The organism is Mesorhizobium sp. SP-1A (assembly GCF_032460275.1).
In the GTDB taxonomy this organism is placed as follows: Bacteria; Pseudomonadota; Alphaproteobacteria; order Rhizobiales; family Rhizobiaceae; genus Mesorhizobium.
Genome location: NZ_JAVXZD010000001.1, coordinates 614,175 through 634,540, shown reverse-complemented (window position 1 = coordinate 634,540; position 20,366 = coordinate 614,175). Strand labels below are relative to the sequence as shown.

General features: G+C 65.1%; 17 protein-coding genes. 4 read left to right on the top strand and 13 right to left on the bottom strand.

The genetic code is table 11. The features are described 5' to 3' along the window. Positions 1 to 44: 44 nt before the first annotated feature. From QU595_RS03015 to QU595_RS02965, 11 genes are all read right to left on the bottom strand, one after another. Entirely contained in the window at positions 45 to 1,370 is a 1,326-nt protein-coding gene (locus QU595_RS03015; RefSeq protein ID WP_315919056.1) for an NAD(P)H-dependent oxidoreductase, read from the bottom strand. 163 nt (positions 1,371 to 1,533) lie between these two features. Further along, complete coding sequence (locus QU595_RS03010; protein ID WP_315919054.1) at positions 1,534 to 2,934, bottom strand: NAD(P)(+) transhydrogenase (Re/Si-specific) subunit beta; 1,401 nt, start codon at positions 2,932 to 2,934, stop codon at positions 1,534 to 1,536. Position 2,935: 1 nt separating this feature from the next. Then, entirely contained in the window at positions 2,936 to 3,358 is a 423-nt protein-coding gene (locus QU595_RS03005; protein ID WP_315919052.1) for an NAD(P) transhydrogenase subunit alpha, read from the bottom strand. Continuing rightward, on the bottom strand, positions 3,358 to 4,656 hold the full coding sequence (locus QU595_RS03000; protein ID WP_315919051.1) for a Re/Si-specific NAD(P)(+) transhydrogenase subunit alpha: 1,299 nt from the start codon (positions 4,654 to 4,656) through the stop codon (positions 3,358 to 3,360). The genes QU595_RS03005 and QU595_RS03000 overlap by 1 nt, the downstream gene beginning before the upstream one ends. Positions 4,657 to 4,740: 84 nt before the next feature. Beyond that, the gene (locus QU595_RS02995) at positions 4,741 to 4,986 is read right to left on the bottom strand and encodes an aa3-type cytochrome c oxidase subunit IV (protein ID WP_315919050.1); all 246 of its coding nucleotides are present in this window, start codon (positions 4,984 to 4,986) and stop codon (positions 4,741 to 4,743) included. 127 nt (positions 4,987 to 5,113) lie between these two features. Then, complete coding sequence (locus tag QU595_RS02990) at positions 5,114 to 5,263, bottom strand: DUF3096 domain-containing protein (RefSeq protein ID WP_315919048.1); 150 nt, start codon at positions 5,261 to 5,263, stop codon at positions 5,114 to 5,116. Positions 5,264 to 5,363: 100 nt separating this feature from the next. Then, on the bottom strand, positions 5,364 to 6,134 hold the full coding sequence (locus tag QU595_RS02985; RefSeq protein ID WP_315919046.1) for an N-acyl amino acid synthase FeeM domain-containing protein: 771 nt from the start codon (positions 6,132 to 6,134) through the stop codon (positions 5,364 to 5,366). 168 nt (positions 6,135 to 6,302) lie between these two features. Continuing rightward, on the bottom strand, positions 6,303 to 8,615 hold the full coding sequence (locus tag QU595_RS02980; protein ID WP_315919044.1) for a putative bifunctional diguanylate cyclase/phosphodiesterase: 2,313 nt from the start codon (positions 8,613 to 8,615) through the stop codon (positions 6,303 to 6,305). Positions 8,616 to 8,756: 141 nt separating this feature from the next. Next, the gene (locus tag QU595_RS02975) at positions 8,757 to 12,236 is read right to left on the bottom strand and encodes an indolepyruvate ferredoxin oxidoreductase family protein (RefSeq protein ID WP_315919042.1); all 3,480 of its coding nucleotides are present in this window, start codon (positions 12,234 to 12,236) and stop codon (positions 8,757 to 8,759) included. Positions 12,237 to 12,385: 149 nt separating this feature from the next. After that, a complete protein-coding gene (locus tag QU595_RS02970; RefSeq protein ID WP_315919040.1) occupies positions 12,386 to 12,946 on the bottom strand; it encodes a hypothetical protein in 561 nt (186 codons plus the stop codon). Then, complete coding sequence (locus tag QU595_RS02965) at positions 12,939 to 13,556, bottom strand: CGNR zinc finger domain-containing protein (RefSeq protein ID WP_315919038.1); 618 nt, start codon at positions 13,554 to 13,556, stop codon at positions 12,939 to 12,941. The genes QU595_RS02970 and QU595_RS02965 overlap by 8 nt, the downstream gene beginning before the upstream one ends. A gap of 88 nt (positions 13,557 to 13,644) precedes the next feature. On the opposite strand from QU595_RS02965, the gene QU595_RS02960 reads away from it, so the two are divergent. The 3 genes from QU595_RS02960 (at position 13,645) to QU595_RS02950 (ending at position 17,048) form a co-directional block, all read left to right on the top strand. Then, on the top strand, positions 13,645 to 14,550 hold the full coding sequence (locus tag QU595_RS02960) for a branched-chain amino acid ABC transporter permease (RefSeq protein ID WP_315919037.1): 906 nt from the start codon (positions 13,645 to 13,647) through the stop codon (positions 14,548 to 14,550). A gap of 168 nt (positions 14,551 to 14,718) precedes the next feature. Then, on the top strand, positions 14,719 to 15,303 hold the full coding sequence (locus QU595_RS02955) for a TRAP transporter small permease subunit (RefSeq protein ID WP_315919035.1): 585 nt from the start codon (positions 14,719 to 14,721) through the stop codon (positions 15,301 to 15,303). Further along, positions 15,300 to 17,048, top strand: coding sequence for a TRAP transporter large permease subunit (locus tag QU595_RS02950; protein WP_315919033.1), 1,749 nt, complete (start codon positions 15,300 to 15,302; stop codon positions 17,046 to 17,048). The genes QU595_RS02955 and QU595_RS02950 overlap by 4 nt, the downstream gene beginning before the upstream one ends. 93 nt (positions 17,049 to 17,141) lie before the next feature. Here QU595_RS02950 and QU595_RS02945 read toward each other — a convergent pair whose 3' ends face one another. Continuing rightward, positions 17,142 to 18,251: a TRAP transporter substrate-binding protein gene (locus tag QU595_RS02945; RefSeq protein ID WP_315919032.1), complete on the bottom strand. Its 1,110-nt coding sequence runs from the start codon at positions 18,249 to 18,251 to the stop codon at positions 17,142 to 17,144. A gap of 327 nt (positions 18,252 to 18,578) precedes the next feature. On the opposite strand from QU595_RS02945, the gene QU595_RS02940 reads away from it, so the two are divergent. After that, positions 18,579 to 19,352 carry a gamma-glutamyl-gamma-aminobutyrate hydrolase family protein gene (locus tag QU595_RS02940; RefSeq protein ID WP_315919031.1) on the top strand — a complete coding sequence of 258 codons (774 nt, stop codon included), beginning with the start codon at positions 18,579 to 18,581 and terminating at the stop codon, positions 19,350 to 19,352. Between the two features lie 3 nt (positions 19,353 to 19,355). Here QU595_RS02940 and QU595_RS02935 read toward each other — a convergent pair whose 3' ends face one another. After that, a complete protein-coding gene (locus QU595_RS02935) occupies positions 19,356 to 20,342 on the bottom strand; it encodes a 2-hydroxyacid dehydrogenase (RefSeq protein ID WP_315919029.1) in 987 nt (328 codons plus the stop codon). Positions 20,343 to 20,366: the final 24 nt, after the last annotated feature.

The following is a 20,366-nucleotide window of genomic DNA, read 5'->3' as shown; positions in this document are numbered from 1 at the left end:
CTCGCCCGGGACCCGACCCGGACCGCCCTCGCCCGCCAGGCCGGCTATGCACTCTCGCCGTAGATAAGCCTGTCCTGACGCGCCCTTAGTTCGGCGATCCGGGAACCGGGCGCCACGGCGGCATTGGCATAGGTGATGAGCTCGCCCTTCCTGATCGGCGCCGTCACCGAGCCGCCTTGCAGCAGGCCGCAGGGAATGGCTCTCGCGGCGCGCGCGTCCGGCGCCGCCATGATCCAGGCGCGGTAGCAATATTCGCCGATGGCATCGAGCGTCTCGCCCGGGCGCATGTCCTTCTTGGCGACGGCGCAGACGTCGGCGACCGGCTTCGACAGCGGCACCATGTCGGCCTTGCCGTAAAGCACGACGCGGGCACAGGTCAGCGGCACCTCCAGCGAGGTGAGGTGATAGGGCCGATGGAAGGTGAAATACGGGCCGTGGCCCATCTTCAGGTCCTCCATGCGTTCGGTGACGCGCGGATGCGACATGTCGGCGATGACGAAGACGCCCGGCGCGACGCCCTTGCCGATGGAATAGTCCACCACGCCGACCCTGGACAGCACGCCGCCGTCCTTTTGCGGTACCAGCGTCCGGGAAAGCTCGCCCAGCGTCGCGGCGGGGCCATGCATGCCCGGCTTGTCGGGAACCAGGCCGGTGGCATTGGCGATCGCAGCCATTTCCACCATGGTCTTGGAGCCGTCGACGAACTCGACCAGCATGCGCACGTTCATATTGCGGCGATGCGCCTCCTCCTCATAGTCGGGCGGCGTGGCGTCGACGTTCAGCGGATTGTTCTTGCCCTTGCCGGCGGCGACGACCGGGTAGCCCATGGCCGACACGAACTCGATCAGCTCCATGCAGGCCGACGGCTCGTCCCCTGCGCCGAGCGAATACACCACGCCCAGCCGCTCGGCCTCGGCCTTCAGGTAGGCGCCGATGGTGACGTCGGCCTCGACATTCATCATGACCAGATGCTTGCCGTGCTCCATGGCATGCAGGCCGATCTCGGCGCCCACGGCCGGAACGCCCGTGGCATCGACCACCACGTCGATCTGCTCATTGGCGATGATCATTCGGGCATCGGAGGTCACGGCGATCTTGCCGGCTTCCATGGCGGCCGCCATGGCCGAGGCCGTTTCAGCCTCACGCGCGTGGCCGCCCTCGCCGTAAGCGATCTCGGCCGCCCTGAGCGCCGCCGGAACCTTGCGCTCCGCCACCGCGCCGACCACGACACCGCTCATGCGGGCGACCGCGGTGACGATGTCGGTGCCCATCTCGCCGCAGCCGATCAGGCCGATCCGTACCGGCTTTCCGCTCTTTTGCCGCTCGATCAGATCGCGAGCCAGTCCCGTCGGCGAAACGTTGATGCTCATGACGGATTTCTCCCTTGGCTCTGCTTGTCTCATAACTAACGGGCGCCCGTTTTCCTGGCAACCGCCGCGCGGCAGGCAGGGACCGGCCCACCGGCAAAGTGCCGTAAAGAAAAAGCCCGGCGCGAACCGGGCTTTCGACCATAGCGACCGGCGTGGCCGCAGATCAATGGTCCATCGCCTTGACGATTTCCTCGGTCATCTTCTTGGCGTCGCCCAGCAGCATCATGGTGCCGTCCTTGTAGAACAGCGTGTTGTCGATGCCGGCATAACCGGAGCCGAGCGAGCGCTTGACGAACAGGCAGGTGCGGGCCTTGTCGACGTCCAGGATCGGCATGCCGTAGATCGGCGAGGACTTGTCGTCGCGCGCGGCCGGATTGGTGACGTCGTTGGCGCCGATGACATAGGCGACGTCGGCCTGCGCGAACTCGGAGTTGATGTCCTCCAGCTCGAACACCTCGTCATATGGCACGTTGGCTTCCGCCAGCAGCACGTTCATGTGGCCGGGCATGCGGCCGGCGACCGGGTGGATGGCGTATTTCACCTCGACCCCGTTGGCCTTCAGCTTGTCGGCCATCTCGCGCAGCGCGTGCTGGGCCTGGGCGACCGCCATGCCGTAGCCCGGCACGATGATGACCTTCTGCGCGTTCATCATCAGGTAGGCGGCATCGTCGGCCGACCCCTGCTTGACCGTGCGCTCGATGCCGTCGTCGCCGCCGGCGCCCGCCGTCTCGCCGCCGAAGCCGCCGAGGATGACGGAGATGAAGGAGCGGTTCATGCCCTTGCACATGATGTAGGACAGGATCGCGCCCGACGAGCCGACCAGCGCGCCGGTAATGATCAGCGCCAGATTGCCGAGCGTGAAGCCCAGCGCCGCCGCCGCCCAGCCCGAATAGGAGTTGAGCATGGAGATGACGACCGGCATGTCGGCGCCGCCGATCGGGATGATGAGCAGCACGCCGAGCAGCAGCGAGAGCAGGACGATCAGCCAGAAGACCAGCTTCGATTCGGTCGTCACCAGCAGCACGATCAACACGACCAGGGCGATGCCGAGCGCGACGTTGATGAGATGGCGGCCGCCGATCATGATCGGCTTGCCGGACATGCGGCCGTCGAGCTTGAGGAAGGCGATGACCGAGCCGGTGAAGGTGATGGCGCCGATGGCGACGCCAAGGCTCATCTCGACAAGCGCCTGGCCGTGGATCTCGCCGGGCAGGCCGATGCCGAAGGAGGCCGGCGCATAGATGGCGGCTGCCGCCACCATGACCGCCGCGAGGCCGACCAGCGAGTGGAAGGCGGCGACGAGCTGCGGCATGGAGGTCATGGCGATGCGGCGCGCGATGTAGGCGCCGACGCCGCCGCCGACGGCCAGGCCCAGCACGATCAGGCCGAACCCGCCTGCCGAGGGCAGCGCCAAGGCCAGCGTGGTGACGATGGCGATCGCCATGCCGATCATGCCGTAGAGGTTACCCTGCCGGCTGGTGGTCGGATGCGACAGGCCGCGCAGCGCCAGGATGAACAGGATGCCGGAGACGAGATAGAGGAAGGAAGCGAGATTGGCGCTCACGTCACTTTTCCTTCTTCTTGTACATGGCCAGCATGCGCTGGGTGACGAGGAAGCCGCCGAAGATGTTGACCGAGACCAGCACCAGGGCGATGAAACCGAAGCCCGTCGCGGCGCCTGCCGCCGAGACGCCCACCGCCAGCAGCGCGCCCACCACGATGACCGATGAGATGGCGTTGGTGACCGCCATGAGCGGCGTGTGCAGCGCCGGCGTCACCGACCACACGACATAGTAGCCGACGAAGATCGCCAGCACGAAGATGGCGAAGCGGAACACGAACGGATCGATGGCCCCGCCCGAAAGCGCGTGCGCGGCACCGCCGGCCGCTTCCGCGGCGCCCGAGCTGTTGGCGAGGTCCTGCACGGCCAGGCGCACGGCGGCGCTCGCCGCATCCAGTTGGTCGAGAGCTTTCTGCAATGCGTCCATCAGGCAGTCCCCTCATTCTTGGTGGACTTCTTCGCTGCCGTCCTTTTCGGAGCGGCGGCATTCTTCGGCGCCGCCGGCTTTTTGCCGGAGCCGGCATCCGCGACCATGGTCTTGGCGGGGATTGCCGCCGGCTCGACATGTTGCCCCTTCGGCTGCTCTTCGGCGGCCTTGGCGAAAGCGGGATGCACGACCTTGCCGGCGTCGGTGAGCATGGTCGCCTTGACCAGCTCGTCGTCACGGTTGATGGCGAGGCTTTTCGAGGCCTTGTCGATCATCGTCTCGAGGAAGGCGAACAGGTTCTTGGCATAGAGCAGCGACGCCGAGGCGGCGATGCGGCCGGGCATGTTGAGGTGGCCGACGATCTTCACGCCGTTGGCCGTGGTCACCACCTTGCCGGCCTCCGCGCCCTCGACATTGCCGCCGCGCTCGACGGCGAGGTCGACCAGCACCGAACCCGGCTTCATCGAGGCGACCATCGCCGCCGACACCAGCTTGGGCGCCGGGCGGCCTGGAATGAGCGCCGTGGTGATGACGATGTCCTGCTTGGCGATGTGCTCGGCCGTAAGCGCTGCCTGCTTGGCCTGGTATTCCTTCGACATCTCCTTGGCGTAGCCGCCGGCCGTCTCGGCCGCCTTGAACTCCTCGTCCTCAACGGCCAGGAATTTCGCGCCGAGCGACTGCACCTGCTCCTTCACCGCCGGGCGCACGTCCGTTGCGGTGACGACCGCGCCGAGGCGGCGCGCGGTGGCGATGGCCTGCAGGCCGGCGACGCCGACGCCCATGACGAAGACCTTGGCCGCCGGCACCGTGCCGGCCGCCGTCATCATCATCGGCAGCGCACGGTCATATTCGGAGGCTGCGTCGATGACGGCCTGGTAGCCGGCCAGATTGGCCTGCGAGGACAGCACGTCCATCACCTGCGCGCGGGTGATGCGCGGCATGAATTCCATGGAGAAGGCGGTGATGCCGGCTTGGGCCATCGCGGCGACGGCAGCGTCGTTGCCATAAGGGTCCATGGTGGCCAGCACGGCCGCCCCCTTCTTGTAGCCCTTCAATTCAGCTTCGGTCGGGCGGCGCACCTTCAGCACCACGTCGGCCTTCGCCGCATCGGCCACCTTGCCGATCACGGCGCCCGCCTTGGCGAACTCGTCATCGGGAATGCGCGACAGAAGCCCCGCACCCGCTTCCACGACCACGTCGAAACCAAGACCGGCCAGACGCTTCACCGTATCCGGAGAGGCGGCCACGCGGCCTTCGTTCGGGTCCAATTCACGGGGAATGAAAACCGTCTGTCCCACCGCTCGATCCTTTCGGCTGGAACCTCGACCGGCCGCGGAAACCTCCACGGCGGCGGAAAACTATCGCTGGTCTGCTGAAAAGCGTCAGGTGATATGCGCGGGCAGATCGCGGATCAGGTAGCCGACGACCGCGCAGATGACCAGGAACAGTATGGTGGCCGAGAAGAAGCCGCCGACGAAAAAGCCGAACGCCATGGCGATCATCAGGGCGACGCAGACAAGCGTTCCATATTTGGCGAGCGAGAGAAAGGCGCGATAGGTGCCCTCATGCTCGGCATAGTCCATATCAGCGCCCAGTTCGGCCGGACCTGCCGGCGTATGATCAGCCATGGGAATACCCCTCCGAAAACATCCTCAGGGCACATACCGAAAAGCCGCGGCAAGGGCAACAACACTGTTGCCGCATAGTGCCACTCGTCCAGTTGATTTCGATGCGAAATCCGCTGGAGCGGATCGCTCAGCCGGCAAGGTGGGGAAACAGGCCGAGCAAGCCGGCGATGATGAGGTAGATGGCGATGATGTAGTTCAACAGGCGCGGCATGATCAGGATGAGCACACCCGCAATCAGCGAGATCAGTGGCGTGAGGGCGAATGGAGGGATCGTCATGTCGGAGGCTCCTTTCGGCAAGACGTAGCGATGCGCGCTTCCACGGCGCCATCGATAACGGCCGGGAGCCGATAAAGCTCCCTGCCGCGAACGTCGGACCTCAGGCGGCGTCGGAGAAATACTTGGCCGTCGGCAGGATGGTCAGCGGCGCCAGCTCGCCGCGCGGCGCCTTGGCAAACAGCATGCGGCGTTCGAACGCGGTGGAACGGAAGAACGGGAAGCGCTCCAGCGTCGGCGCCATGTTCACCGCGCAGACCGATTCATAGAAATAGATGGGCATGGTGAAAGGCGGATAGAGCCTGGGGTCACCGTTCTGCTCGGATCCGAACACACGATGATAGAAGGCCGTATGCTCCTCGCGGATCATCGAAATGCAGCTTGTGACGTCAAAATAGGTGTTGGCGATGACTGCCAATCGAAGGGTCACATAGGGCAGCGCGCGAAAGCGGGACGACAATTGCGGATCGATGGCCAAGCGGCTTGGATCGACGAAGGTCTCGCCTGAGGCAAGGCGTGGCCATAACCTGTCGCCGAAGACCGTCATGATCGGTGCGTCAGGCGTTTCCAGGGTCAAGTGATGCAGCCTGACGGTGCTGACCAACTCTCCGTCCATGAACACGCCGAAGCAATAGCAGTTTCTCGCCTCGTCGAGGCGATCGACCAGTTTCTGTTCTACGATAGTGTCGAGAAGGCCATGCGTGTGAAAGGCCTCGTAACGCAGCCGGTAGACCGCTTCTAAATCTTCGCCGCTTTCGCAACGCCGATATTCGACGTGTTCAAGCAAGTCCATGACATTGCGAACAAAGACGGATTGTCCGCCGCGACCGCTGCCTTCGACGGCCGCGGGGCCCCGGAACTTGTAGCCTGCCATAATGTGTCCCCGTCTCACCGCCAGTGAAAATGATATCCGACGGGCTAATCAAGGCGAAGATAAAACTGCGACCGTTTCCGTTTACCGAATATTAAGGTTAACTGTCGGTTAACGCCGCAGGCGATAAGCACCCCGGATGCGAGGTCTCAAAGGCAAGGACGAAGGAAGCTAGACGCGGGCGTTTTGGGCCAGAGACGCCATATCCGCGGTGAAGGGCCAGGTTACGGCTGACATCGTTTCTATGCCGGACGCGCTGAGGGCAGAGCCGAACAGGAAGCCTTGAAGCAGGTCGGGATGCAGTTGCTGCGACAAGACCTTGAGCTGCTCGAAGGTTTCCACGCCCTCGACCGTGACGGTCAGCCCAAGCGTGCGGGTGAGGTCCACGATGCCCCTGAGCAGGTCGAGCGAGCGCGGATTCTGCGGAACGTCGCACAGGAAGCTGCGGTCGATCTTGACCTTGTCGAGCGGCAGCTTGTGAAGGTAGCTCAGGCTGGAATAACCGGTGCCGAAATCGTCGAGAGCGATGCGAACCCCCAGCGCGCGGATCTCCTCCACCAGTTCCCGCGTCTGGGACCTGTCGTCCAGCAGCGCCGTCTCTGTGACTTCGATTTCCAGGCGCGCGGGTTTCAAGCCGGTTGATGCAAGGGTCTCGCGCACCTTGCGCACCACATCGCTCGAGCGGAAATCCTTCGCCGAGAGATTGATCGAAACGGTTATCTGCTCGGGCCATTTTACGCACTCGGCACAGGCTGCCTGCAGGACGAACGAACTGATATCGGAAATGATGCCCATTTCCTCCGCCAGCGGAATGAAGATCGCCGGCGAAACCGGTCCGAGTTCGGGATGATCCCAGCGGCAAAGCGCCTCGCAGCTTGCGATCCGCATGGTCTTCATCGACACGATCGGCTGGTAGACGACGCGAAGAGCGCCCGCTTCGACGGCGCTGCGCAGATCGGCCTTCATGAGCTGCTTGTTGCGGAAGGCCGCGTCCATGGAGGCTTCGAACAGCCGCCACCCGTTCTTGCCCAGTTCCTTGGACTTGTAGAGCGCAAGGTCGGCCTTGACGATCATGTCGTCCACGTCGCCGGTGTCCGCCCGCGCCAGCACGGCACCGCCGCTTGCCTGGATGCGCAGCATATGGCCGGCGACGTCCACGTCGCCCTGAAGGCTGGCGAATATACTGTCCAGCACCCCGGCCAGGTGGCTTTCGTCCTCGACCTGATCGAAGAACAGCATGAACTCGTCCCCGCCGAAGCGGCTGACATAAACCCCTTCGGCCGAGAAAGCGGCCAGTCTTTCGCCGACGGCATAGATCAGTCCGTCGCCCACCGGATGACCGAGCGTGTCGTTCACGCTCTTGAAATCGTCGAGGTCGATGACGGCCAGCGAGCACAGGCGCTCCCTGTTGCCGCCCGCCATCGATCCCCTGACCATTTCGTTGAAATAGGCGCGGTTCATCAATCCAGTCAGGCTGTCGTAACGGGCCATGAACCGGATCTTCTCCTCGGCTTCGACGCGCGCGGTGACATCTTCGAAGGTGATGACGCCGAGTTCCTGGCTGCCTTCGCGGGCTGAAAATTCGTAGTGCTGGCCATTGCTGAAGGAGACCAAGACCTTCCGGTCCCGCCCCTCGCGCAGGGCGCGCGTCAACTGCGCCTCGACGTACCGGCAATCCTTATAGGCCAGCATGCCCCCCGCGACACCGCGCCGGAGCAGCGAATGCACCGAACGTCCGAGCAGCGCATCTGGGGACTGCACCAGCATCAGGTTGGCGGCTTCCGCGTTGGCGACGACCACCTTGCCATGCGGATCCAGCATCACCAGGCCGTGGGACATGGTGTTCAGCGCGCGATTGAAACGCTGGGCCAGTTCCGCAGAGAGCTTGCGCTCCGTGATGGCATTGAACAGCACCGTTCTGACATGCCTTGCCATCCGCGTGATGACGAAGATGAACGGCACGATGTAGAGGCCGAGAATGAAGTTGTTGATATCTCCCTTCAGCATCAGGCCAACGGCGATGGGCAGCACGGCGGCCAAGGCCTGCACAGCGACCATCCTTTTGGAACCGTAGTTACGGCCAACGATCGTCACCGTGGAACCCATGATGACCGCGATCGCGGCGCTTTCCCCGAAGACGTTCGGCTTGAAATAAATGCTGACAAAGCAGAACAGGCCCATGAAGAAGGCCTGCACGGTTCCGCCTATGAGATAGTAGCGCTCCCATCTCTTCGCCGCGTCGGCGTTGTCGAAGGAGCCGATACGCTGCCCCTTCCGAATGCCGTAGTAGCGATAGAGGCCGGCAGCCAGCATCGCCACAGCCAGGGCAAGGTAGATAGGCTCGCGCGATGCGAAATAGACCAGGAAACCAATGAGGCCGTGGCACAACGCGCCGATCAGCAGGATGCCGGGATCGTTGAAAAGCGATCGCACGAACCCTGCGTAGACGTCCTCAGCAATGTCCTCGGTCTTGTTGTTTTGCATGCCTGCGGTGCCGCGCGAACCGCCCTTCATGGCATGGCAGGCTTTAAGAAAGGCTTAGAACGGCGGTTTTCCGCGGGTTTGTGGCTCTATGAGAATCTGCGCAAAATCGAAAATTCGAGTCCAGGTAAACAAGTCGTTTCGCTACTCGGCGGCCTGGAGCCTGGGCTCTGCGAAGGCGCGGTTCAGGCGCTCCAGCAGCCGGGACCGCTCGGCCGACGCCTTCTGCATCGACGCCAGCCGGACATGGCCGTAGCCGCGCACCAGAGCCGGAACCGAGGCCAGCGCAGCTGCCGCATCGAGGCGACCCGGCGCCAGCGACGCCTGTAGAAGGTCGAGATCGCCCTCATACTGCGCCAGCAACTGCCGGTCGCGCCTGCGCTCTGCATGATAGCCGAACGGATCGAAGACGGTGCCGCGCAGCCCCTTCAAGGCCGCCAGCAGGCGGAAGCCCTTCATCATCCAGGGTCCGAAGCTCGATTTCCTCGGCTTGCCGTCAGCATCGCGGCGGCCGAGCATCGGCGGGGCCAGGTGGAACTCAAGCCGCTCGTAACTTTCGAACTGGCGGGCGAGATCGCGGGCGAACGCCCCGTCCGTATAGAGCCGCGCGACCTCGTATTCGTCCTTGATCGCCATCAGCTTGAACAGGTTGCGCGCCGCGGCCTCGGTCACGACGGTCGAGCCGGGCGCGGCCTTCTGCTCGGCGGAGCGCAGCGCCGAGATGCGGTCCGCATATCGCCTGGCATAGGCAGCGTTCTGGTAATGCGCCAGGAATTCCACGCGACGCGCCACGATCTCATCCAGCGTCCGCGCTAGAGCGGTTCCGGCGGCCGCAGGATCGGCTTCGGAAACGAGCGCGTCCACGAATTCCGGCTGATGCGCGGCGCGGCGGCCCCAGCGGAAGGCGGATACGTTCATGGCGACCGACTGGCCGTTGAGTTCGATGGCTTTTTCGATCGCCTCGGCCGAAACCGGCAGTCCGCCGAACTGGCAGGCGGCCCCCAACAGGAACATGTTGGCGCCGACGGAATTGCCGAACAGGGCCGTGGCCGTGCGGGTGGCGTCGAAGAAATGCGCGTTTCCGTCGCCCGCGGCCTCGCGTATGGCCTTCTTCAGCCGCTCCGTGGGAAGCGAATAGTCGGCCTGGCGGGTGAACTCGCCGGGCATCACCTCGGACGTGTTGGCAAGAAACAGCGTATGTCCCTCGCGAACCGACGCCAGCACCTTCTTGGCGCCGGAGACGACGAGATCGCAGCCCAGCACCAGATCGGCCTTCCCGGCCGAGACGCGAATGGCGTGGATATCCTCCGGGGCCTCCGTCACGCGCACATGCGTGAAGACCGAGCCTCCCTTCTGGGCGAGGCCGGCCATGTCGATCATGCCGCAGCCCTTGTCTTCCAGATGTGCGGCCATGCCGACGATGGCGCCGATGGTGACGACCCCGGTGCCGCCGACCCCGTCGATGATCGCGGCCCAGCCGTCCCTGCCCAGCCGGAACCGTGCAGGTTCCGGCACCCCTGCCAGCGGATCGGCCTGCGCGGCGATGCCCGTTCCCTTCCTGATCCGGCCGCCATGCACTGTCACGAAGGACGGGCAGAAGCCGTCCAGGCAGGAGAAATCCTTGTTGCAGGACGACTGGTCGATGCGCCGCTTGCGCCCGAATTCCGTTTCGACCGGCTGGATCGACACGCAACTGGACGCTGCGCCGCAGTCGCCGCAGCCCTCGCAGACGAGTTCGTTGACGAAGACGCGCTTGTCGGGATCGGGGAAGGCGCCGCGCTTGCGGCGGCGGCGCTTCTCGGCGGCGCAGGTCTGGTCGTAGAGCAGCACCGACACGCCCTTCACCGTGCGCAGTTCGCGCTGCACACGGTCGAGATCGTGGCGGTCGTGAACGGTGGTGCCTGAGGGAAAGGTGATGCGGCCGGCATATTTGCCCGGCTCGTCGGTGACGACAGCGATGCGCTCGATGCCTTCCGCCCGCACCTGCGCGGCGATCATGTCCACGGTGAGGCCACCTTCGTGAGGCTGGCCGCCGGTCATGGCGACCGCGTCGTTATAGAGGATCTTGTAGGTGATGTTGGCGCCGCTCGCGACGGCGAAGCGGATCGCCAGCGTGCCGGAGTGGTTGTAGGTGCCGTCGCCGAGATTCTGGAAGATATGGTCGCGTCTGGAAAACGGCGCCTGACCGATCCATTGCGCGCCCTCGCCGCCCATCTGGGTGAATCCGATGGTCGAACGGTCCATCCACAGCGCCATGAAATGGCAGCCGATGCCGGCGGCGGCGATGGACCCTTCCGGCACCCTGGTCGAGGAATTGTGCGGGCAGCCCGAGCAGAAGAACGGCAGGCGCGAGCCGATATCCCTCGTGTCGGCCAGCATGGCCTGGAACTGCTTCAGCCTGGAGACACGGGCCGAAATCTCCTCCGACGGCCCGATCACCCTGAGGATGCGATCGCCGAGCGCTATGGCGATATCGTTGGGATCGAGCGCGCCCGTGGACGGGAACAGGCGGCCGCCGCGCTCGTCCTTCTTGCCGATGATGGTGGGCTGGAGCGCGGTGCCGTAGAGGTGTTCGCGCATCTGCACCTCGATCAGCGCGCGCTTTTCCTCGACCACGATCACGGTTTCGAGGCCGCGCGCGAATTCGGCGATGTGCTGGTAGTCGAGCGGCCAGGGGCAGCCGACCTTGAACAGCCGGATGCCGATGCGGTTGGCCGCCGCCTCGTCTATGCCGATGTCTTCCAGCGCCTGCCGCACGTCGAGATAGCTCTTGCCGACCGTGACGATGCCGAGTTTCGGATCGCGTCCGCCGGAATAGACGACGCGATTCAGCCCGTTCGCCCCGATGAAGGCGGTGAGCGCGGCACGCTTATGGTCGTGCAGGCGCACTTCCTGGCCAAGCATGTCGATCTCGTTGCGGATGTTGAGACCGCCGCGCGGCATGTCGAATTCCGGAACGACCGTCTTCACGCGATCAAGCGAGGCATCCACCGAGGCGGTGGATTCGATGTTGTCCTTCACGCATTTGATTGCGGTCCAGGTGCCGGTGAAGCGCGACATGGCGAAGCCGAGCAGGCCGTAGTCGATTAGTTCCTGCACGCCGGCCGGGTTCAGCACCGGGATCATGGCGTCGACGAAGGCGAATTCGGTGGCGTGGGCATTGGTCGAGGATTCGGCCATGTGGTCGTCGCCCATCAGCGCAAGCACGCCGCCATGTTTGGACGAGCCGGCGAGGTTGGCATGGCGGAACACGTCGCCGGAGCGATCGACGCCCGGCCCCTTGCCGTACCAGACGGAAAAAACCCCGTCGTGCCTGCCCTCGCCCAGCAATTCGGCCTGCTGCGAGCCCCAGCAGGCGGTGGCGGCGAGTTCCTCGTTCAGGCCGGGCTGGAAGACGATATCCGCCGCGGAGAGCTGCTTCCTGGCCCGCCAGAGCTGCTGGTCCAGTCCGCCAAGCGGCGACCCGCGATAACCGGAAACGAAGCCGGCCGTGTTCAGCCCTGCGCGCCGGTCGCGTTCGCGCTGCATGATGAGCATGCGCACCACGGCCTGCGCACCGGAAAGGAAGACGCGTTCCCGGCCAAGATCGAACTTGTCGTCGAGAGTGACGTCGTGCAGCGTCATCTAGAGCCTGTCATGCACTTGGGCCTTTCCTCTGCCGGCACCGCACGGAGGCGGCTACCACCTTCGGAATCGGACGCCCGCATCCTTCCTCCCCCGAACGGGTAGGTCAAACGAAAACGCTTCAGCCAGATCGACGGGTCCCGCTTCGTTCAACCGGTGGCGGGACAGGAAACGCCGCGACCGCCGGGCAACCTGCCGTCCCGGTGTCCGGCAAGTTCGGGATTGGGCTGATAGCCGGGCCCGACGACCAAAGGCCGATCCGGCAGCATATCCTGGTTCTGCGCGGAAACCATGGTCGTCTCGATGTCCTGCAACGGCTTGCCGTCCGGCCCCTCGATGCGGATGGACACCTTGTAGGACCGGTCCTTGACCACGCATTCCAGCGGCGGGCTTTCTATCGTCACCTTGGTCTGGCCCGGAAACAGCTTCTTGCCGAACACCAGCGGCGGCCCGCCGGCGGGATTGTCCATGGTGGTGACGACCCGTTGGCCGTCTCCGATCGGCTTCAGCGGGTTGAGCGTGACCAGATAGGTCAGCGTCGCCTCGCGGTAGTTGAACACCACAAGCCGGCCGGAGATTTCGAACAGCGCGTCCTTGCCGCTGTCGCGACAGGCGCCCAGCGCGCTCGTGCCCACCAGCATGGCGGCAAGCGCGAGCGCTGGGAAACAACCGCGCTTGTTGACTGAACGCACAACTGTAAAGCTAGACATTGTCGACCTCCCTTGCTGCCGCCTTGCCTCCGGCCGCAATCCGGCGACGGTAATGCCGGCGCGCCTTGCGCCGGTTGCCGCACACCGCCATGTCGCACCACACGCGGCTGGCATTGCGGCTGCGGTCGAGGAACAGCCAGCGGCAGTTCGGGCATATCCGCAGCCGCGATAGCTCACCGAGCAGCGAAAGCGCCGAAACGGCCAGCGCAACCTCGAAGGCAATCGGGGTGGCGGGATCGCCGAACGGCGTTCCCGCAGCGCCGATCCTGTCCGTTCCGCCCGACAGGACGCTTGCGCAGGCACGCAGGAAAGGCGGCATGTCGTCCGTCGCTATCCCGCCCGCCACGACCGCGTTGCGGAACAGGCGATCTGTGGCCTCGCGGATTTCCAGCACCGCCGGCGCGATCCTTTCCGGCTGCGGTGCCGCCAGCCGGCGCCCGCCGAGTTCGGTGGCGCGGAAAGCGCTTGCCGCCTCGGCGAAACGGGCGATCTCGGCGACATCGGCGAAGCGGTCGAAGCCGGCGGCGTCGCCGCGCATCACCACCGTGTTGGCGGTATCCAGCGCCAGCAGCCCGCCGGAGAAACGATGAGGGGTCCATGAAACCGTCATAAGCGAAATCTAACCTGTAAAAGCAGTTTGACAAGTTAGATTGACGATAGCAGGCTACCCGCACTCGTGCTTTCGGCGACCGGCTGCCATGCTCTATTTCCTCCAACAGGTGCTGAACGGGCTGCATTCGGGCGCGCTCTATGCGCTGCTCGCCTTCGGCTATGCGCTGACCAACGGCATCCTGCACCGCACCAATCTGGCCTATGGCGCGATTTTCGCCTTCAGCGGACAGACCATGATCCTGGTCGCGGTGTTCGGCTACCAGGCGCTGTGGATGACGCTGCCCGCCGCCGTGGCTTTCGGCATAGCCGGCGCGGCGGTCTATGTGGCCCTTGCGGTTCGCGTGCTCGCGGGCTGGGTGTTCGAGCCGCTGGCCGCGCGCTCGCCCAACGCGATCGTGGTCGCCACGCTCGGCGTGCTCATCGTGCTGGCCGAAACCGGCCGCATCGCCGCCGACACGCATGATCTTTGGTTGCCGCCCATGCTGGCCTGGCCGGTCATATTCGCCGAGGCGGACGGCTTCCGCGCGACGCTGACGCTGATCCAGCTTCTCGACTGCGCCATCGTGGCGGCGGCCGTCCTGTTCGGCGCGGCGATGCTCGCCCGCTCGCGTTTCGGCCGAAACTGGCGCGCTGTCTGCGACGATCCGGAAGCGGCGGCGCTATGCGGCGTCGACGTCGGCGCGACGTTTCGCGGGGCGCTGATGGCCGGCGGCCTCGGCGCAGCCCTGGCCGGCGTGCTGGCCGCGCTCTACTACGGCAATATCGGCTTCGGCGCCGGGCTTATCTACGGATTGAAGATCTTGTTCGTCACGGCAGTCGGCGGCTATCTCTCCCCCGCCCGCGCGGCATTGGGCGGCCTGGCCTTCGGCATGGCCGAATCGCTGTGGGCCGGATATTTCGCCGTCGAATGGCGCGACGCCTGGATGCTGGCGCTGCTGGCGGCCATGCTGGTTTTGGTCGGCACCGGCCGCGATGCGCGTAGTCCCGTCTGAGGGGCTTCAGACTTTCGTCGCATGACGCAGGGCCAATCCGGCCCTGCCCCGGCGCGCGCATTTGCTTTCAGTTGACCCATCCGGCCACGCGCGGCATAGGGTTGGACCAGGGGCCGCGCCGGACAGGAATCGGGGAAGCGGGTACGGCCGATCCAAGGAGGACTCCGCATGGAAGGGCCGCTCGCGCTATCCCGGGCCATCGACCGCCTCAACGAATTCATCGGAAAATGGATATCCTGGCTGATCCTGGTGTCGATCCTGGTCAGCGCCATCAACGCGGTCGTGCGCAAGACGTTCAACGTCTCGTCGAACGCCTGGCTGGAGCTGCAATGGTATCTGTTCGGCGCGGCGTTCCTGCTGGCGGCGGCCTATACGCTGAGGCAGAACGAGCATATCCGCATCGACATCGTCTACGGCATGTGGTCGCGCCGCGTGCAGCACTGGATCGACCTGCTCGGGCACATCCTGTTCCTGATGCCGTTCACCATCCTGATGGTCTACTATCTGGTGCCTTACGTGCTGCTCTCCTATCGCAGCGGCGAGATGTCGACCAACGCCGGCGGCCTCATCATCTGGCCGGCCAAGGCGATGCTGCTGATCGGCTTCGTCCTGCTGCTGCTCCAGGGCATCTCGGAGATTATCAAGAAGATCGCCGTCATGCGCGGCCTGATCGACGACCCCAATCCCTTCGTATCGGCACATGAACAGGCCGAACTCGAGGCCAAGGCGCTGGCCGGCGAGGTCCGTTCATGATCGAACTCATCGCGCAGAACATGGCGCCGATCATGTTCGCTTCGCTGATCGTCTTCCTGCTGATCGGCTACCCCGTCGCGTTCTCGCTGGCCGCCAACGGCCTGCTGTTCTTCTTCATCGGCGTGGAGCTCGCGCCGCTGTCCGGCGGCACCATCAACCTTTCCTGGCCGCTGCTCTATGCGCTGCCCGACCGCTTCTATGGCGGCGTGATGGCCAACGAGACGCTGCTGGCCATCCCCTTCTTCACCTTCATGGGCATCGTGCTGGAGCGCTCCGGCATGGCCGAGGACCTGCTCGACACGATCGGCCAGCTCTTCGGGCCGATCCGCGGCGGCCTGGCCTATGCCGTCATCCTCGTCGGCGCGCTGCTCGCCGCCACCACCGGCGTGGTCGCGGCCTCCGTCATCGCCATGGGCCTGATCTCGCTGCCGATCATGCTGCGCTACGGCTACGACCGGCGGCTGGCCTCGGGCGTCATCGCCGCTTCCGGCACGCTGGCGCAGATCATTCCGCCCTCGCTGGTGCTGATCGTGCTGGCCGACCAGCTCGGCCGTTCCGTCGGCGACATGTACAAGGGCGCGCTGGTGCCCGGCCTGGTGTTGACCGGCATCTACATGGCCTATGTGCTCGCCATGTCGATCTTGCGGCCGAAATCCATGCCGGCACTGCCGCCCGAGGCGCGCAAGCTCGGCCACGGCGTGCTGTCGCTGATCGCGGCGCTGCTGTTCACGGCAGCGGTTTCCTACGGCGTCTACCTCTATCTCGCGCCCACGCATGGCGACAATGCCGATATCCTGGCCGCGAGCGTGGGCGTGATCGCCGTCTACATCGTCGCCATCGCCGACAAGGGCCTGAACATCAACATGATGTCGCGGCTGGCGCAGCAGGTGGTCATCGTGCTGATCCCGCCGCTGGCGCTGGTGTTCCTGGTGCTGGGCACGATCTTCCTCGGCATCGCCACGCCGACGGAAGGCGGCGCGATGGGCGCCGTCGGCGCGCTCGTCATGGCTGCGATCAAGGGACGGCTTTCGCTCGACATCGTCAAGCAGGCACTGGCCTCCACCACCCGCCTGTCGTCCTTCGTGCTGTTCATCCTGATCGGCTCGCGCGTGTTCTCGCTCACCTTCTACGGCGTCAACGGCCATATCTGGGTGGAGCATCTGCTGACCTCGCTGCCGGGCGGCGAACTGGGCTTCCTGATCGTCGTCAACCTGCTGGTGTTCTTCCTGGCCTTCTTCCTCGACTTCTTCGAGCTGGCCTTCATCATCGTGCCGCTGCTGGCGCCCGCCGCCGACAAGCTGGGCATCGACCTGATCTGGTTCGGCGTCCTGCTCGGCGTCAACATGCAGACCAGCTTCATGCACCCGCCCTTCGGCTTCGCGCTGTTCTACCTGCGCTCGGTCGCGGCGCGCGTGCCCTATATCGACAAGATCACCGGCACGAGGATCGCGCCGGTGACGACGGGGCAGATCTATTGGGGCGCGGTACCCTTCGTCTGCATCCAGGTCCTGATGATCGGCCTTACCATCACCTTCCCCTCGATGGTGATGCGCTACAAGGGCGCCGTGGCCAATCCGGGCGCGATCGAGATCAAGGTGCCGGAACTGCCCGGCCTCGGCGGAGGCGGGCTCGGCCTGCCGCCTCTCGGCGCGCCGCCCGCACCGCAAAAGCCCGGACAAGGCGGCACGGCGCCAAGCCCTGCTCCGGCCGCGCCCGACCTGTCCAAGCCGCCGAGCTTCAATTGAGCGGCGGCCGGCAGGTCGCGCCGCCGGCCTTCGAACGCAAAAAGCCCCGGAGCGGAGCTTCGGGGCTTTCCTTTTGCCGGCGCGGCGATCGGCCTACAGCTTGCCGGCGCGCTGCTGGATCATCATGAAGGTGTCGAAATTGTATTCGGCCACCTGCGTCCACAGATAGTGGTCCTTGCGGAATGCGACGATGGATTCCCAGATCTTCTTGAAGTCGGCGTTGGAGGCCATCATCTCGGCATAGACCTCGTTGGACTTGTCGAAACAGGCCGACATGATCTCCTGGCTGAACGGACGCAGTTGCGCGCCATTGGCCACCAGCGACTTCACCGCCTTCGGATTGAAATAGTCGTATTTCTGCAGCATGTCGGCGTCTGCCGCCTGGGCGGCGGTGTGCAGCAGCGACTTGTAGGCCGGCGACAGCTCTTCATATTTCGACTTGTTGAACATGAAGTGGACGGTCGGGCCGCCTTCCCACCAGCCGGGATAGTAGTAGTAGGGCGCGACCTTGTGGAAGCCGAGCTTCTCGTCGTCATAGGGGCCGACCCATTCGGCCGCGTCGATCGTGCCCTTCTCGAGCGCGGGGTAGATGTCGCCGCCGGCGAGCTGCTGCGGCACCACGCCCAGCCTCTCCACCACCTTGCCGGCAAAGCCGCCGATGCGCATCTTCAACCCCTTGAGGTCGTCGAGCGTGTTAATCTCCTTGCGGAACCAGCCGCCCATCTGCGTGCCGGTGTTGCCGCCGGGCAGCGCGAACAGACCCTGCTTGGCCATGAATTCGTTGAACAGGTCGATGCCGCCGCCGTGATACTGCCAGGCGTTGCGGCCGCGCGCGTTGAGCGCGAAGGGCACGTCCGCACCCAGAGCCCAGACCGGGTCCTTGCCCCAGTAGTAATAGCCGACGGTATGGCAGGCCTCGACCGTGCCGGCGATGGCGGCGTCGGCGGCCTGGAGGCCGGGCACGATCTCGCCGGCCGCGAACACCTGGATCTTGAAATTGCCGTCCGTCGCCTCGGACAGCATCTTCGACAGCACCTCCGCGCCGCCATAGATGGTGTCGAGCGACTTCGGGAAGGACGAGGCCAGACGCCAGGTGATCTTGGGATTCGACTGGGCCACGGCGGGCGCCGCGAGCGCGGCTGCGGCGGCAGCGGCGCCCACGCCGGTCGCACCGGCCTTCCTGATGAATGAACGGCGATCCATGAAACTCCTCCCTTTTCGGATCAGATCGAACGGACGGCGGCGTGCCCGCAGAAGGGAAGTCCTTGATTTCCCACGGCCGCCACGCGGCACGACAATACACGGCAAGGTGGTCGAGTCCAGCGCCGCGGCCAATTATGACAGCCCCGATCGCACCTGTTTTCGCGCCGCCGCGCAGTGCCTGCAACTATAGTCTAACGAGGCTCCCGGCGCGCCACATGCGCGCCATACTTGTCCTTCCTATCCGAAACTTGACATGGCAAATCGCCGGCCCTTCGCCTATCTTGACGCGAAGGGTATCATCGCCAATCCGCCCGGGGCTTTCAGGAAATGTTTCAGCCGCTCGTCGCCGTCTCGACCGATGTCCGCCAGTTCGAGAATTATTTCTGGCATGCGGCGCCCCGGCAGTATCTGGAGGCTGCGATCTCGGGCGCCGGCGTGTTGCCTCTGCTGGTGCCTTCCTTCGGCGAGCGGCTCGATCTCGACAACCTGCTTTCGAGCGTCGACGGCGTGATGCTGACCGGCTCGAAATCCAACGTGCATCCCTCGCTCTATGGCGGCGACGCCAGCGAAGCAAACGGCCCCTATGATGAGGCGCGCGACTCCACCACCATGCCGCTCGTCCGCAAGGCGATCGAGCGCGGCGTGCCGCTGCTCGCCATCTGCCGGGGCATCCAGGAGCTGAACGTGGCGCTGGGCGGCTCCCTCGCGACCGAAATTCAGGAGCGGCCGGGTTCGCTCGACCATCGCGCGCCGGTCAGCGACGATCAGGACGAGCGTTTCGCCATTCGCCAGAACGTGTCGATCAAGCCGGGAAGCTGCCTTGCGGGCGTGTTCGGCGCCGGCGAGGTCATGGTCAATTCCGTGCACCGCCAGGCCATCGACCGGCTGGGACCAAAACTGCAGGTCGAGGCCGTGGCCGAGGACGGCACTGTGGAGGCCGTTTCGGTGAAGGACGCGCGCGCCTTCGCCGTCGGCGTACAGTGGCATCCCGAATATTGGGTGAAGTCCGACAGCGTCTCGCAGAAGGTGTTCAAGGCCTTCGGCGACGCCGCGCGCCAGCACGCGGCGGCAAGGACAGCAGCGCGCACGGCGGCTGAATAGGACCTATTCCGGCCGCACCTGCGCCGTTTCGGGCACCGTTGTCAGCGCCCTTCCCTGCGAGAACCACGAAACCAGGTTGTCGACCACCAGATCGGCCATGGCGCGGCGCGTGTGCTGCGAGGCCGAGGCCACATGTGGCAGAAGCACGGTGTTGGGCGCATCGAGCAGGGATTGCGGCACGTCGGGTTCGTTGGCGAACACATCCAGCCCGGCAGCGGCGATCGTGCCGTTCGCAAGCGCGGCCGCCAGCGCCGGCTCATCGACCGTCGAGCCCCGGCCGACATTGACGAAAACGCCGTCGGGTCCGAGCGCCGTCAGCACCTCCGCATTCACCGCCTTTTCGGTCGGCGCGGTGCCCGGCACGACGGAAACCAGCGTATCGACAGCCGTGGCGAGGCCCTTCAGCGTATCGTGATACTCATAGGCCAGCCCCTCGACCCGGCGGCGATTGTGATAGGCGACCGGCAGGCCGAACGCCTCCAGCCGGCGCGCGATGGCAAGGCCGATGCGGCCCATGCCGAATATTCCGACCTTGCGGCCGCGCAGGGTGAGCCGGCTCAGCGGATAGTTGCCCTCGCTGCGCCAGCGGCCGACGCGCAGCCAGCTTTCCGCCGCCGGCAGTTCGCGTACCGTGCTGATGAGCAGGCCGAGCGCCGTGTCGGCGACTTCCTCCGTCAGCACGTCGGGCGTGTTGGTGATCATGATGCCATGCCTGCCGGCAAAATTGGCGTCGACGCCGTCATAGCCGACGCCGAAATTGGCGACGATCTCGAGATTTGGCAGGGCCCGCATGACATCCGGGCCGATGAAGGTATCGCCGGGCGAAGGCGAAGCGGCGATGCCGCGAACGGACGCTTTCTGCGCATCCGTCAGCAAGGCGGGGTCGGCGCGCGCGATGCGGATCATGTCGAAGGCCTGTCCGATCCGGTCGATCGAATGCTGGTGAAGCCTGCCGGGTACCAGGACAGTTACGGAGCGAAGATCGGTCATGTTCCAGCTCGTTGACTTCGGGCG